14 protein-coding genes are annotated in these 13,003 nt (G+C 67.9%); 5 read left to right on the plus strand and 9 right to left on the minus strand.

Annotated elements, in window-relative coordinates:
* Positions 1-2: 2 nt before the first annotated feature.
* From CJZ86_RS12105 to CJZ86_RS12145, 9 genes are all read right to left on the minus strand, one after another.
* Positions 3-1,097, minus strand: coding sequence for a Gfo/Idh/MocA family protein (locus tag CJZ86_RS12105; protein ID WP_094586190.1), 1,095 nt, complete (start codon positions 1,095-1,097; stop codon positions 3-5).
* Positions 1,084-1,518 (minus strand): hypothetical protein, encoded by a 435-nt coding sequence (locus tag CJZ86_RS12110; RefSeq protein WP_094586191.1) that lies wholly within the window; start codon positions 1,516-1,518, stop codon positions 1,084-1,086. Before CJZ86_RS12110 ends, CJZ86_RS12105 begins: the two co-directional genes overlap by 14 nt.
* Before the next feature lie 20 nt (positions 1,519-1,538).
* Positions 1,539-2,429: an acetyl-CoA carboxylase, carboxyltransferase subunit beta gene (accD, locus tag CJZ86_RS12115; RefSeq protein WP_094586192.1), complete on the minus strand. Its 891-nt coding sequence runs from the start codon at positions 2,427-2,429 to the stop codon at positions 1,539-1,541.
* A 39-nt stretch (positions 2,430-2,468) separates the two neighbouring features.
* Positions 2,469-3,320: a prepilin peptidase gene (locus CJZ86_RS12120; RefSeq protein WP_094586193.1), complete on the minus strand. Its 852-nt coding sequence runs from the start codon at positions 3,318-3,320 to the stop codon at positions 2,469-2,471.
* Positions 3,317-3,703: a hypothetical protein gene (locus tag CJZ86_RS17370; protein WP_233133996.1), complete on the minus strand. Its 387-nt coding sequence runs from the start codon at positions 3,701-3,703 to the stop codon at positions 3,317-3,319. Before CJZ86_RS17370 ends, CJZ86_RS12120 begins: the two co-directional genes overlap by 4 nt.
* Positions 3,704-3,755: 52 nt before the next feature.
* A complete protein-coding gene (locus CJZ86_RS12130; RefSeq protein ID WP_094586194.1) occupies positions 3,756-4,658 on the minus strand; it encodes a phosphoribulokinase in 903 nt (300 codons plus the stop codon).
* Between the two features lie 80 nt (positions 4,659-4,738).
* Entirely contained in the window at positions 4,739-5,821 is a 1,083-nt protein-coding gene (leuB, locus tag CJZ86_RS12135; RefSeq protein ID WP_094586195.1) for a 3-isopropylmalate dehydrogenase, read from the minus strand.
* 28 nt (positions 5,822-5,849) lie between these two features.
* Positions 5,850-6,878 (minus strand): UDP-3-O-(3-hydroxymyristoyl)glucosamine N-acyltransferase, encoded by a 1,029-nt coding sequence (gene lpxD, locus CJZ86_RS12140; RefSeq protein ID WP_094586196.1) that lies wholly within the window; start codon positions 6,876-6,878, stop codon positions 5,850-5,852.
* Positions 6,879-6,935: 57 nt separating this feature from the next.
* A complete protein-coding gene (locus tag CJZ86_RS12145) occupies positions 6,936-7,658 on the minus strand; it encodes a polysaccharide deacetylase family protein (RefSeq protein WP_094586197.1) in 723 nt (240 codons plus the stop codon).
* Between the two features lie 104 nt (positions 7,659-7,762).
* Between CJZ86_RS12145 and CJZ86_RS12150 the strand changes: the two genes are divergently transcribed.
* From CJZ86_RS12150 to CJZ86_RS12175, 5 genes are all read left to right on the plus strand, one after another.
* On the plus strand, positions 7,763-10,114 hold the full coding sequence (locus CJZ86_RS12150; protein ID WP_094586198.1) for a S8 family peptidase: 2,352 nt from the start codon (positions 7,763-7,765) through the stop codon (positions 10,112-10,114).
* A gap of 227 nt (positions 10,115-10,341) precedes the next feature.
* Positions 10,342-10,770 (plus strand): SRPBCC family protein, encoded by a 429-nt coding sequence (locus CJZ86_RS12155; RefSeq protein ID WP_233133997.1) that lies wholly within the window; start codon positions 10,342-10,344, stop codon positions 10,768-10,770.
* A 649-nt stretch (positions 10,771-11,419) separates the two neighbouring features.
* On the plus strand, positions 11,420-11,803 hold the full coding sequence (locus CJZ86_RS12165) for a GNAT family N-acetyltransferase (protein WP_198960134.1): 384 nt from the start codon (positions 11,420-11,422) through the stop codon (positions 11,801-11,803).
* Between the two features lie 96 nt (positions 11,804-11,899).
* A complete protein-coding gene (locus CJZ86_RS12170; protein ID WP_094586202.1) occupies positions 11,900-12,421 on the plus strand; it encodes a DUF1993 family protein in 522 nt (173 codons plus the stop codon).
* A gap of 114 nt (positions 12,422-12,535) precedes the next feature.
* Positions 12,536-12,949, plus strand: coding sequence for a GNAT family N-acetyltransferase (locus CJZ86_RS12175; RefSeq protein ID WP_094586203.1), 414 nt, complete (start codon positions 12,536-12,538; stop codon positions 12,947-12,949).
* Positions 12,950-13,003: the final 54 nt, after the last annotated feature.

Consider the following 13,003-nt stretch of genomic DNA (forward strand, 5'->3'; position numbering starts at 1 on the left):
GTCTAGGGGATGCCCTCCAGGGTTCCTGCTCCCTGGCGGGCCCAGTCGCAGCACCGCTGGCTGGCCACCGCCTCCGACAGGCCCGGCAGCATCGGTCGCCGCTCCCGCACCGCCTGGGACCACCAGCCGAGCAGCCGCCGCACCGGCGCGATCCGGCCGTCCTCCCAGGTGCGGCCGTAGGCCAGCGCCGGATCGGCCGCCACGGGCCGGAGGGCCTCGCCGGGGCGGGCCATCCACAGCTGCATGCCGTGGACGTAGTCGGCCTGGTTGCTGGAGCCCAGCACCAGGGTGGCCTCGCTGCCGTAGAGCTCGATCCAGTAGCCCCGTCCCGCCCGTGCCACCGAGGAGAGGGCGAGCTGGGCGGGCACGGGGCGGCCGCGCCGGTCCTCGAGGTCGAGCTGGATCAGGGCGCTGTCCTCGGCATCCACCACCCCCATGGCGCCGGAGCCCGGGATGGGGCGCTCGGCGATGGCGGTGCTGAGCCGGGCGGTGAGACTTCGGCTGGGGCCGATCAGCCAGTGGAGGGTGTCGAAGGCGTGGGTGCCGAGGGCGCCGAGCACACCGCCCCCGGCGGCCGCCTGGGAGTACCAGCTCCAGGGGCGGCTCGGATCGGCGCGGCTGGACATCAGCCAGTCGAACTTGACCAGCCAAGGATCCCCCAGCACCCCCGCCTCGAGCAGGGCGGCCAGTTGCTGCACATGGGGCACGGCCCGGTATTCAAAGTCGACCGCCACCACCAGGCCCCGCGCCATGGCGAGGCGCTGCAGCTCCTCCACCTGGCCGAAGTTGAGGGCCACCGGCTTCTCCAGGAACAGGTGCTTGCCCGCCTCCAGGGCGGCGCGGGCCAGGGAGAAACGGGGCTCCGGCGGCGTGGCGATCACCACCGCCTCCACGGCAGGATCGGCCAGGAGGGCGGCGAAATCGTCGAAGGCGGGCAGCTCCGCCGCCTTGCCCGCAGCGGCGGCCCGCTCCGGCCGGGGGTGCCAGAGCGCCACCGGCTCTGTGCCCGGGGCGTCCCGCAGGGCCGTCAGGATCACCTTCTCGCCGAAGCCGAGGCCGGCGACGGCGACCCGCAGGGGCGCCTCAGGCCGTCGCATCGCTCTCCTGGTTCCGGCGGGCGGCGTCGCAGGCGGCATGCAGCACCCGGATCGTGAGGTTGTCGCCGGCGGCGGCCTGCCAGGTGGCTCCCCAGCGGGGCAGGCCGTTGACGGCGGTGTCGCGATAGAGCTCCTCGTCGCAGTCGAGCTGCATCACGTACAGCTGGCCCACGGGGGGACGGGCGTCCTCGGCCGCATCGGCGGCGGCGGCGGGCTGGAAGCGGCTCAGCACCGAGAGACGGCCCTCGCGATCGAAGCGGAGGCTGCCGGAGTCCCACCACTGGCGGCCCTCAGGGCCGGCCTCCACCTCCTGCCAGTCGACCGGGCCGGCCATGGCGGCGGCGGGAGCCGCCAGCCAGCAGCCCAGCACCAGCAGCACCACCAGCAGAGCGGCGGCGAACGGGGCGCGGCCACCTCTCATGACACCGCTCATGGCACCGCTCATGGCACCAAGGACACGGCCGGCCGCAGGCTGCCGTGCAGCCGCAGCAGGGTGGCCAGGGTGCCGCGCAGCTCAGGCCGGGGCACGATCGTGTCGACGAAGCCGTGGTCCTGGAGGTACTCGGCGGTCTGGAAGCCCTCGGGCAGCTTCTCGCCCAGGGTCTGCTCGATCACCCGGCGGCCGGCGAAGGCGATCATCGCCTTGGGCTCGGCCAGGATCAGGTCGCCGAGCATGGCGAAGCTGGCGGTGACCCCACCGGTGGTGGGATGGGTGAGCAGGGGCAGGTAGAGCAGTTCGGCGCTGCGGTGGCGCTGCAGGGCGCCGGACACCTTGGCCATCTGCACCAGGCTCAGCATCCCCTCCTGCATGCGGGCGCCGCCGGAGGCGCAGACGATCAGCAGCGGGTAGCGGCGGGCGGTGGCCAGCTCCACCAGGCGGGTGAGCTTCTCGCCCACCACCGAGCCCATGGAGCCGCCCATGAAGCGGAAATCCATCACCCCCAGGGCCAGGGGCATACCCTCCAGGCGGCAGAGGCCGGTGACCACCGCATCCCGCAGGCCCGTGGCCCGCTGGCTGTCCCGCAGCCGGTCGGCGTAGCTGCGGCGGTCCTTGAAGGCGAGGGGGTCGGTGGGGGCCAGATCGGCATCGATGGGCTCAAAGCTGCCCTCATCGGCAATCAGGCGGATGCGCTCGGCGCTGTCGATGCGGTGGTGGTGGCCGCAGCCCTTGCAGACACTGGCGTTGGCGATCAGATCCTTGCGGTAGACCACCAGGCCGCATTCGGCGCACTTGCTCCAGAGGCCATCCCCCTCGTCGGCCTCAGGGCCCTTGCTGGCCCGAACGGCAGGGGCGTTCTTGCGGCGATCGGCGAACCAGTCGAACAGGGACATGGGGCGACGGCGGCGACGGGGAACGGAGACCAGTGGCCATTAAAGACCCAGGCCCCAAAGGCGCAGCCAGGGGCCGTGGCCGCCGATCCAGACCGCCAGGGCGGCGGCGGCGAGGAAGGGGCCGAAGGGGAAGGGCTGCTGGCGGCCGAGACGGCCGCTGAGGCGGGCGATGCCCCCGATCAGGGCACCGCCGAGCACCGACAGGCTCACGGCCAGACCCAGGCCCAGGGGTCCGAGCCAGGCGCCCATCAGGGCCGCCAGCTTGGCGTCTCCCAGGCCCAGGGCCGGCCGGCCCATCGCCTTCTCGGCCAGGGCGCTGAGGGCCTCGAAGCCCAGCAGACCGGCGGCCACCGCCAGCAGGTGGGAGAACAGCAGCGCCCGGCCCACTTCGGCCCCCTGCGGGAAGCCGATGCCGGCGGTGGCCGCCAGGCCGAGCAGCACGCCCCAGCGGCAGAGCGGCTCCGGCAGCCAGAGGCTGTCGAGATCGATCAGGGCCAGGGGCAGCAGCCAGCTGGCCAGCAACCAGCCGGCCGCCAGCAGCAGCCAGGGGCTCGGGTCAGGGCCCATCGCCGCGGGACGGGCGAAGAGCATCGCCACCCAGAGGCCGGCGGTGAGCAGCTCCACCAGCGGGTAGCGGACGGCGATGGGTGCCTGGCAGTGGCGGCAGCGGCCGCGCAGCAGCAGCCAGCTGAGCAGCGGCACGTTCTCGAACCAGGCCAGGGAGGCGCCACAGCGGGGGCAGTGGCTGCCGGGGAACACCAGCGACTCCTCCCGCGGCAGCCGCCAGACCACCACGTTGAGGAAGCTGCCGATGCAGGCACCCACCAGGGCCACCAGGGGGGCCAGCAACGGCAGGGCGGCGGTGGGGGCGAGCAGGGCGTCGGTGGTCATGGCAGCGGTCGGCTGGATCCCCCGCGGGCGCTGCGGCCCCGGGCCGAGCGGGGGCGCAGCAGCTCCATGGGCACGAACTGCTCGTCCGGCAGGAGGATGGGCAGCTCGAACACCACCCGCCCCTGGGGGCCGGCACCGAGCAGCACCACCCCCAGCGGTTCGGGGGCGGTGGGGCAGGCCTCGAGGAAACGGAAGTAGACCCGGCGCGAGCAGCGCAGCAGTTCGGCGCTGTTGATGCGATCGAGGCGCAGGGCGCCAGCCGACGGTGAGGCCGAGGACTCGCCGCCCCGGATCTGGAAGGAGGGGCTTCCGGATCCGGGGCCTCTGGATGAAGGGCTCCCGGACGGGTGGATGGTGGGGGGCTGGGCGGTGATGGGATTCACCGATTCCTTTCGGGGGAGCTTAGGGCCGAAAGGAAGATCGAGAGATCGATCTTCAGCTCAGTTGCTTCTTCTCCTCAATCATCTTGTGGATGATCGGGGTGAGGATGATCTCCATGGCGAAGCCCATCTTGCCGCCGTTCACCACGATGCTAGTGGGGCTGGACATGAAGGAGCCGTTGATCATGCGCAGCAGGTAGGAGAAGTCGATGCCCCATTTCTCACGGGCCCCCTTGCGGAAGTGGATGATGACGAAGCTCTCATCCGGGGTCGGGATGTTGCGGCAGATGAACGGGTTGGAGGTGTCCACCGTGGGCACCCGCTGGAAGTTGATGTCGGTGCGGCTGAACTGGGGGCAGATGTGGTTGATGTAGTCGGGCATGCGGCGCAGGATCGTGTCCACGATCGCTTCGGCCGAATAGCCCCGCTCGGCGTTGTCACGGGAGATCTTCTGGATCCACTCCAGGTTGGCGATCGGCACCACGCCGATCAGCAGATCCACCAGCGAGGCCACGTCGTAGCCGTCGCCCTCGACGCCGCCGTGCAGGCCTTCATAGAAAAGCAGCTGGGTGTCGGAGGGGATGGGCTCCCAGGGGGTGAACTGGCCGGGCTCCAGGCTGGTGCCGAGGCGGGCGTTGTGCTCAGCCGCCTCCTCCACCGAGTGGAGGTAGTAGCGGCGCTCGCCGCCGCCGGTCTCGCCGTAGGTGCGGAACAGCTCCTCGAGCTTGTCGAAGATGTTGGCCTCGGGGCCGAAGTGGGAGAAGTTCTCGCCGCGGGCCTGGGCCTCGGCCATCGCCTGCTTCATCGGGCCCCGCTCGAAGCGGTGGAAGCTGTCGCCTTCCACCACCGCCGGGATGATGCCCTCGCGGGAGAAGATGTGCTCGAAGGCCCGTTTGACGGTGCTGGTTCCCGCTCCTGAGGAACCGGTGACAGCCACGACCGGGTGACGCTTCGACATCGACGCAGGGGGGTTGAGAGGCTGTGAGTTTGGCAGGTCGCCGGTCCGGCCCCTCCGCGGCCGTCATCGGAAGGGGGCGATCAGCCGGGCAGGGCCGCCAGCAACTGCTCGCCCATGGCCTGGCAGCCCACGCGGGTGCAGCCGTCCGTCATCAGCAGGTCGCCGGTGCGGTAGCCGGCGGCCAGCACCCGGTCGACGGCGGTCTCGAGATCGGCGGCGGCGGCCTCCTGCTGCAGGCCCACCCGCAGCAGCATGGCGGCTGACAGCACCATGGCAATGGGATTGGCCTTGTCCTGGCCGGCGATGTCGGGGGCGGAGCCGTGCACCGGCTCGAACAGGCCCGGGCCTTCGGAGCCGAGGGAGGCCGAGGGGAGCATGCCGATCGAGCCGGTGAGCATGGCGGCCTCATCCGAAAGGATGTCGCCGAAGAGGTTGCTGGTGAGGAGCACGTCGAACTGGCGCGGCTCGCGCACCAGCTGCATGGCGGCGTTGTCGACGTACATGTGGCTCAGCTCGACCTCCGGGAACTCGGTGTGGATCACCTCCACCCGGTCGCGCCACAGCTGGCTGACATCGAGCACGTTGGCCTTGTCGACCGAGCAGAGCCGGCCGCGGCGGGCCGCCGCCAGGCGGAAGCCCACCCGGGCGATCCGGTCGACCTCGTGGTCGCTGTAGACCATGGTGTTGAAGGCGCGCACGCCGCCATCCACCTCGATGCGCCCCTTGGGGGTGCCGAAGTAGATGCCGCCGATGAGTTCGCGCACCACCAGCAGGTCCACCCCCTCGATCACCTCGGGGCGCAGGCTGCTGGCGCCGGCCAGGGCCGGGATGATCTTGACGGGCCGCAGGTTGGCGAACAGCCCCAGGCCGGAGCGCAGGGCCAGCAGGCCGCTCTCGGGGCGCTGCTCCCGGGGCAGGGCATCGAAGCGGGGGGCGCCGATGGCGGCGAGCAGCACCGCATCGGAGGCCCGGCAGGCCTCCAGGGTGGTGGCAGGCAGGGGCTCGCCGGTGGCATCGATGGCGGCACCGCCGACGGGCTGCGGATCGAACTCCAGGCTGAAGCCATGGCGGCCGCTCACCGTCTCCAGCAGGGTGCGGGCCACCGCGGTGATCTCCGGACCGATGCCGTCCCCCGCGAGCAGGGTGATCCTGTAGCTGGTCATCGCGAAGGGGGCCGGGCAGCAGGCGAGGCTACTTCTGCAGCTGCCGCAGGGTGCGGGCCATCTCGGGCAGCTTGTTGAAGACGGCGGAGCAGCGCAGCCAGAGCCGGTTGGGGATGGCGGGGTAGCCGCTGACCACCTCGCCGGCGGCGATCTCGCCGTGGATGCCGGACTTGGAGGAGGCGATGGCCCGATCGCCGATCACGGCCCGGTTGGCCACACCCACCTGGCCGGCGAGGATCACGCCGCTGCCGAGCACGGCGCCGCCGGCGATGCCCACCTGGGCCGCCAGGGCACAGCCCTTGCCCGTCACCACCCCATGGCCGACGTGGACGAGGTTGTCGATCTTGGTGCCGGCACCGATGCGGGTCTCGCCGACGGAGGGTCGATCGATGGTGGAGCCACAGCCCACCTCGACGCCGTCCTCGAGCACCACCCGGCCGGTCTGGGGCATCTTCACCCACCCCGACGCGGTGGGAACGAAGCCGAAGCCCTCGGCGCCGATCACCGCCTGGGACTGGACCACGCACCCCGCCCCGAGACGGCTGCCGGGATGGAGCACGGCGTTGGCGTGGATCTCGCAGCCCTCGCCGAGCTGCACGTCCTCATAGAGGACGACGCCGGGATGGAGCACACAGCCGGCGGCCACGACGCTGCCGGCGCCGATCACCCCGTGGGCACCCACGTGGACATCGGCGGCCACGGTCGCGGCCGGGTCAACCACGGCGCTGGGGTGGATCCCCGGGGGCTTCGGGGTGGGGGGATGCAGGGCGGCGAGGGCCTGGGCGAAGCCGAGGCGGGGATCCTTGAGGGCCACCCAGGCCAGGCCGCGCTCGCTGGCCAGCTGCTGGATTTCTTCGTCGAGGGGCAGCAGCAGGGCGGCGGCACCGCTGGCGGAGAGGGCGGCCGCCAGGGCGTTGCCGGGCTCAAGGAAGGCCAGCTGGCCGGGGCCGGCGCGATCCAGCGCTTCGGCGCCCGTGATCTCCGGATCCGCCCCCAGGTGCCGCGGGCTGCCGTCCTGCACGGCGCCGATCCGGGTGAGCAGGCTGCTGAAGCGCATTCCCCAGGGGGCGGACGGCCCGGATCGTAGGCCCCACACCCGCCGCCGGGCGCCGGATCAGCCGGCCGGATCGAGCAGCTCCTGCAGGGGCACGAAGCGGTAGCCGCGGCGGCGCAGGTCGGGGATGAGGCAGCGCAGGCTCTCCAGGGTGCGGCCGCTCAGGTCCGGGGTGTCGTGCAGCACCAGGATCCCGCCGGGGTGGGCATTGAGGCGCACGAACAGGCGCACGAACCAGAGGGGCGGCCGCAGAGTGTCCCAGGGAAAGATCGAACCCAGCACCAGGCGGTAGCGCCGGGCCGCGAGGGCGTCGAGCATGGCCCGGTGAAACCAGCCCCGCCCGGGACGAAACCAGCGCCAGCGCAGTCTGGCGGGGGCAGCGGCCCGGGCGATCACCCGTTCGGTGTCGCTCAGCAGCTGCTGGAACACCGCGGGTGGAAAGGCGGCGGAGGACTCGTCGCACCAGAGGTGGTTGCCGAGATCATGGCCCTGCTGCAGGGCCCGGCGGGGGAAACGGGGGTCGCGCTCCAGGTGGGAGCCGATCAGGAAGAAGGTGGCCGGCACCTCAAGCTCCCGCAGCAGGGCCAGCAGGGCCTCCGATCCGGGGCTGGGGCCATCGTCAATGGTGAGGGCCAGCGTCTTCTGCCGGCCCGGACCGCACCAGACCACCTCCGGACAGAGGGGCACCAGCAGCAGGCGGATCAGCAGCGAGGGCAGCAGCACCACCAGCACCAGCAGATCCAGCAGCAGGACCAGGGCCAGAACGGACAGGAGCAGGGTCATGGGCGGGGGCGGCCTCAAGAACGATGACACCGGCGGCGGGCCATGGTCCGGCGGCGGCGGGACTGGCTAGGGCGGGGGGGATGGTCCCCTTCTTGTGCGCCCCCATGACCGCCCCGAAGAAAGCCGCCGCCGCCGGCAGCGCCAGCGCGCCGACCACGCGCGGGCAGGCCCGCACGGTGATCTACTGCCACGGGATCTCCAACATGCCCCCTGAAGGGGTGCTGCGCTCGGAGTGGGACCGGGCCCTGTTCGGCGCCGACCAGGGGGAGCGCACCCGCATGGCCTACTGGGTCGACCGGGAGCGCTACCCGGAGACGGCGGGCTTCTCCACCCGGGCGATCGGTGACGACCGGGCGACGCTGCAGCCGGAGGCGGAGGGGCTGCTGGCCGCCTCGATCCAGGACAGCGATTCGCCGGAAGCGTCGCAGGCGTTCGTGGACGCGCTGACGGCGCAGCTGGACGCGGCCGCCCAGACGGCGGCCCAGCGGGGGGCGCCGATGGGGGGGCCGGCGACGCTCTCGGTGGAAGCGAAGGGGCTGTGGAGCCCGGTGACGGCGATGTTCACCAAGGCGTTCATGGCCGATGTGAACGATTTCCTGTTCAACAAGACGAAGCGGGAACGGATGGTGCAGACGGTGAAGGACCGGATCAGCACCGGCGGGGGGCCCTTCGTGGTGGTGGGCCACAGCCAGGGGAGCATGGTGACCTATCAGGCGCTGATGGAGCTGGGCGCCGCCCTGGAGGTGGATCTGTACGTGACGATCGGCTCACCGCTGGGGCTGCCCCAGGTGACCGACGTGCTGCAGAAATGGCACGGCAAGAAGCTGCCGATTCCGGCCGGTGTGAGGCGCTGGGTGAACATCGCCCAGGACGGCGACATCGTCTGCCTCGACCAGAGCCTGGCCGACGAGTACAGCGCCGCCGGCAAGCCGAAGATCGTCGATGAACGGGTGATGGGGGTGGTGTGGCCGCCCAGCAAGGCCCATTCCGCCAGCCGCTACCTGTCGCGTCAGTCGACCCAGGAGACGGTGATGACGGCGCTGGACCGCTCCCGCTTCCAGCCCGTGAGTCCGATGACGGTGGCCCGCAGCCTGGCCGATGCGCTGGATGTGGAGGCCACGGCCCGGGTGCCGGTGCTGATCGAACTGGCGGATCGCTCCGCGGCAGGGCCGGAGGGGGGCGATTCGCTGCTGAAGGCGCGGGAGTCGGTGCTGGAGTGGATCCAGGCGCATGTGCTGCAGGGTCCGATCACCGCCGAGACGGTGTTCCTGGAGGACCAGCTGGATCGCTACGTGGCGGTGAACCTGACCCGCGCCGAAGTGGAGACGCTGGCGGGGGCGATGAGCCGCCAGTACGGCGCCACCTCGCCGGCGGTGTACCGGATGTTCAGCAACAGCCGCAAGAAGGCGTTGATGCACGATTCGATCCACACGGTGCAGGCCCGCACCGCCCAGCTGGGCTACAACGCCTGTGGCCAGGGCATCACCTGGGCCGTGCTGGACACCGGCATCGACCGGCAGCACCCCCACTTCCACAACGCGACCTTCGCCCCGGACGGCACGATCGCCGCCGAATGGGACTGCACCGCGCGGGGGCCGGTGCAGAAAGGCAGCGGCAACGATGCCAACGGCCACGGCACCCATGTGGCGGGGATCATCGCCGGCGGGCTGCTGTCGGTGGGCGGCGAGGGCGGCCCCGACCTGCTGGCGATGGCCCCCCGGGCCCGGATCGTCAGCTACAAGGTGCTGGCCGATAACGGCGGCGGCTATGACGCCTGGATCATCAAGGCGATCGACCACATCTGGAAGCAGAACCAGGAGGGACGGCGCCTGGCGATCCAGGGGGTGAACCTGAGCCTGGGGGGGCCGTTCGATCCGGCCAGCTTCGGCTGCGGCGATTCACCGCTGTGCGCCTCCCTGCTGCGGCTGGTGCGCCAGGGGGTGCTGGTGGTGCTGGCGGCGGGCAACGAAGGCAGCGGCGACATCGTGGTGGACGGCTTCAGCGCCACCCGCTCATTCGATCTGTCGATCGGCGATCCGGCCAACCTGGACGAGGCGATCGCCGTGGGCTCGGTGCACCCGACCCTGCCGCACCGCTACGGCACCTCCTACTTCTCCTCACGGGGTCCCACCGCCGATGGCCGCCTCAAGCCCGACGTGGTGGGCCCGGGAGAAAAGATCCTGTCCTGCCGCAGCAGCAGCGACCCCAAACGCACCCCCAGCCGCGACAAGGGCAAGAGCCTCGATGAGCTCTACGTGGCGCTTTCGGGCACCAGCATGGCGGCGCCCCACATCTCCGGCCTTCTGGCCTCGTTCCTCTCGGTGCGCACCGAATTCATCGGCTATCCCGACCGGGTGAAGCGGATCCTGCTGGAGCACTGCACCGACCTGCAACGGGACCGCTACCACCAGGGGGCGGGCCTGCCGAATCTGTCGAAGATGCTGCTGGAGACCTGAGGGGTTCTTGGATTCGTGAACCACGGCTTCGATCCTGCTGCAAAAAGATTGAGCAGGTTTGCCCCCTGGGGCATTCAGCCATCGCTACGGGTTGTTGGCTGGTGGTTCACGGAATGGGTAGGGCGCAAGGATGCGTTCATGGAAACCAGCTAAAAACAGGCCAGGCCACACAACACAAACGCTACTCGGAGAGTCAGATGCCATCAACGAAGCATATCCAGTTCAACGTGACGATCAAGTCACCGGCAAGCGTGGTTTGGCGACACGTAACCAATCCTGAAAGCTACAAGCAGTGGGCATCAGCATTCGCTGAAGGCTCGCACTTTCAGGGCACGTGGGAATCAGGAGCAAGGATTTTGTTCTTGGCACCGAATGGCGACGGAATGGTTTCCGAGATCGCTGAGAGTCGGCCCAATGAATTCATCTCAATCCGACACCTCGGCTTCATTACAAACGGGGTTGAAGACACCACAAGCGAAGCAATTCGAGCCTGGGCACCTGCATTTGAGAACTACACGTTCTTATCCACGAAAGAAGGTACAAGCATGGTTGTCGACCAAGATGTCACCGCAGAGTGGGAGGAGTACATATGCCAAGCATGGCCGAAGGCGCTTGAAAAACTCAAAACGCTCTGTGAGTCCTCCCATGTGACCTGACTGGTTGTTAGGCCACACAAGGGCTGTCGATGTTGGGCCACCGCCAAGAACCGCAAAAAGGTAAACACCACGAAACGCGAGCTCCCCTGGCCTCTGCTTGCACCAGCACCATCGAGACATCGTAGAATCATCAGGTGCCATGAATCCGATAGAACACTCAAGGCCTGCCCCAATGCCTACGTACAAGAAATGGGCGATGTGGATCGGCAGGATTGTTCTTGTCCCCGTGTTCACAGCAGCTTGTGCAGGACTTGCCTTTGGCCTCTACCGCTTCGTCACGACGGGGCAGATCAGCAGCCCGAGTAGAAACTTTGGTCCCGCCAGTAGCACGATCCACTTCTCAGACCACCCTGTCTGGTTCCTTGTCCTCCTCCTCTTCTACCTTGTGCTGGTGGCGAACTGTTTCATCGGAACCTTTCTACTCGCTCGATTGTTCTTCAGGCGGGGACCGAATGGCGCGAAGTGACTCCTGACCCCTCGCTCAAGCTGACCAGCCATGGAATGCAGCTTTGAAGAAGTCACACCGGAGCGATGGGATGACTTCGAGACACTCTTTGCGAGCAGGGGTGGACCGAAAAACTGTTGGTGCATGGTATGGCGTGCCATGCCCAGTGAAAGTCGCGGGAATGGTGCCGCCAAGAAGGAGGCCATGAAGGACCGCATTGTGGGCGGGCATCCAGTTGGTCTTCTCGGATACCGAGGAACCGAACCCGTTGCTTGGTGTTCCGTTGCCCCCCGTGACTCCTACCGCCCACTGGGAGGTCTCGACGACGATGGAGCAAACGTATGGTCTCTGGTATGCATGTTCCTGAAACGAGAGCTTCGTGGCGTGGGCTACGGCAAGGAACTCATTCGCGCAGCAATCCAACACTCCCGTCTTCGGGGTGCGGACATTTTGGAGGCCTATCCGGTCGATCCGGAGTCGCCCAGCTATCGCTTTATGGGCTTCGTGCCCATGTTCGAAGAACTTGGGTTCAAAGAGGTTCGACGTGCCGGTAGCCGCCGCCATGTGATGCGCCTTGACTTGCGATGATCGATCGCCTGTGCAGGCGTCCACACTTGCTACCGCCTCTGGTCCTGGCGTTAGATTGAACTTGAATCCGCGTCGATTCGTCCCTAGGAGCTGAAGATGCCCGTTGCCGAGACGTCCAAAGCCGCCCACACCTTTGATTCCCGACTTGCCACGTTAGCGCATCTGCTCAAACTGGGCGCTGCGCGTCGGAACGAAGTGGAGGCAGACTATCTCAGTCACCGTCTAGCCCCCGACATGCTTCCCCTGGGAACGCAGATTGTGTTTACCTGCAATCAGCCGAGAAACTTTGTCCTATGGGTAACCGGAAAGGAAAGCGCTGACCTCAACCCTCGTGTAGAGACACTGGCCGTGGCCGAACAACACATCGCAGATACGCGAACACTTTTGGCCAGTCATCTTTCTGCCGAGGGTGAGCTCCCAGCCCGAAAGCACCTAGAACTCGGCGCGGACCTATACGCAGACCTTACTGGGCGGGAATACCTGGAAGACTTCCTGCTACCCAACTTCTACTTTCATTTGGTAACGACCTATGCAATACTGCGCAATCTAGGCCTCCCAGTCGGAAAGCGAGATTACATGCTTCATTTGCTCCCAAAGGTGCAGGAGCGTGCAAGCTAAACAGCCATTGGAGCTCAGGGTGAAGCAACGAAAGGGGTTGTCATCCGCCATGTAGAGCCCGGCGAGAATCAACCGATCATTTCGGTCGTTGATGCATGGTGGGGTGGTCGGCCGATGGCCGACATGCTGCTCAAACTCTTCTTCGTTAACTTCCGGTCCACCAGGTTCACCGCCGTCGTTGATGGTCAGATCGTCGCGTTACTCATCGGGTTCATTTCGCAGACCTATCCCGACCAGGCCTATGTCCATTGTCTCGGTGTCCATCCGGCACGACGTGGAGAAGGGTTGAAAAGACTCCGCTATGAGCATCTCATTACCACGGCCGCCTCGCTTGGCTGTCGCACAGTGCATGGCGTGACCGCTCCGGCCAATCGCAATTCCCTTGCCTTCGATAGCCGCATGGGATTCTCGCCCCTTGCATCCGATGTCAAGGTCGACGGCGTGCCCGTTGCTGTGGGCTATGACTGGGAAGGTGAAGACCGCGTGATCTTCACGAAGAATCTGGATACTCTAGACATTGTCCGGTGATACCCATCATGCAGATCGAACTGACAAGCGTCTGAGCGGTTGACAGATCATCCG

The sequence above is a fragment of the Synechococcus sp. BO 8801 genome (genome assembly GCF_002252675.1).
Classification (GTDB): Bacteria; Cyanobacteriota; Cyanobacteriia; order PCC-6307; family Cyanobiaceae; genus Cyanobium.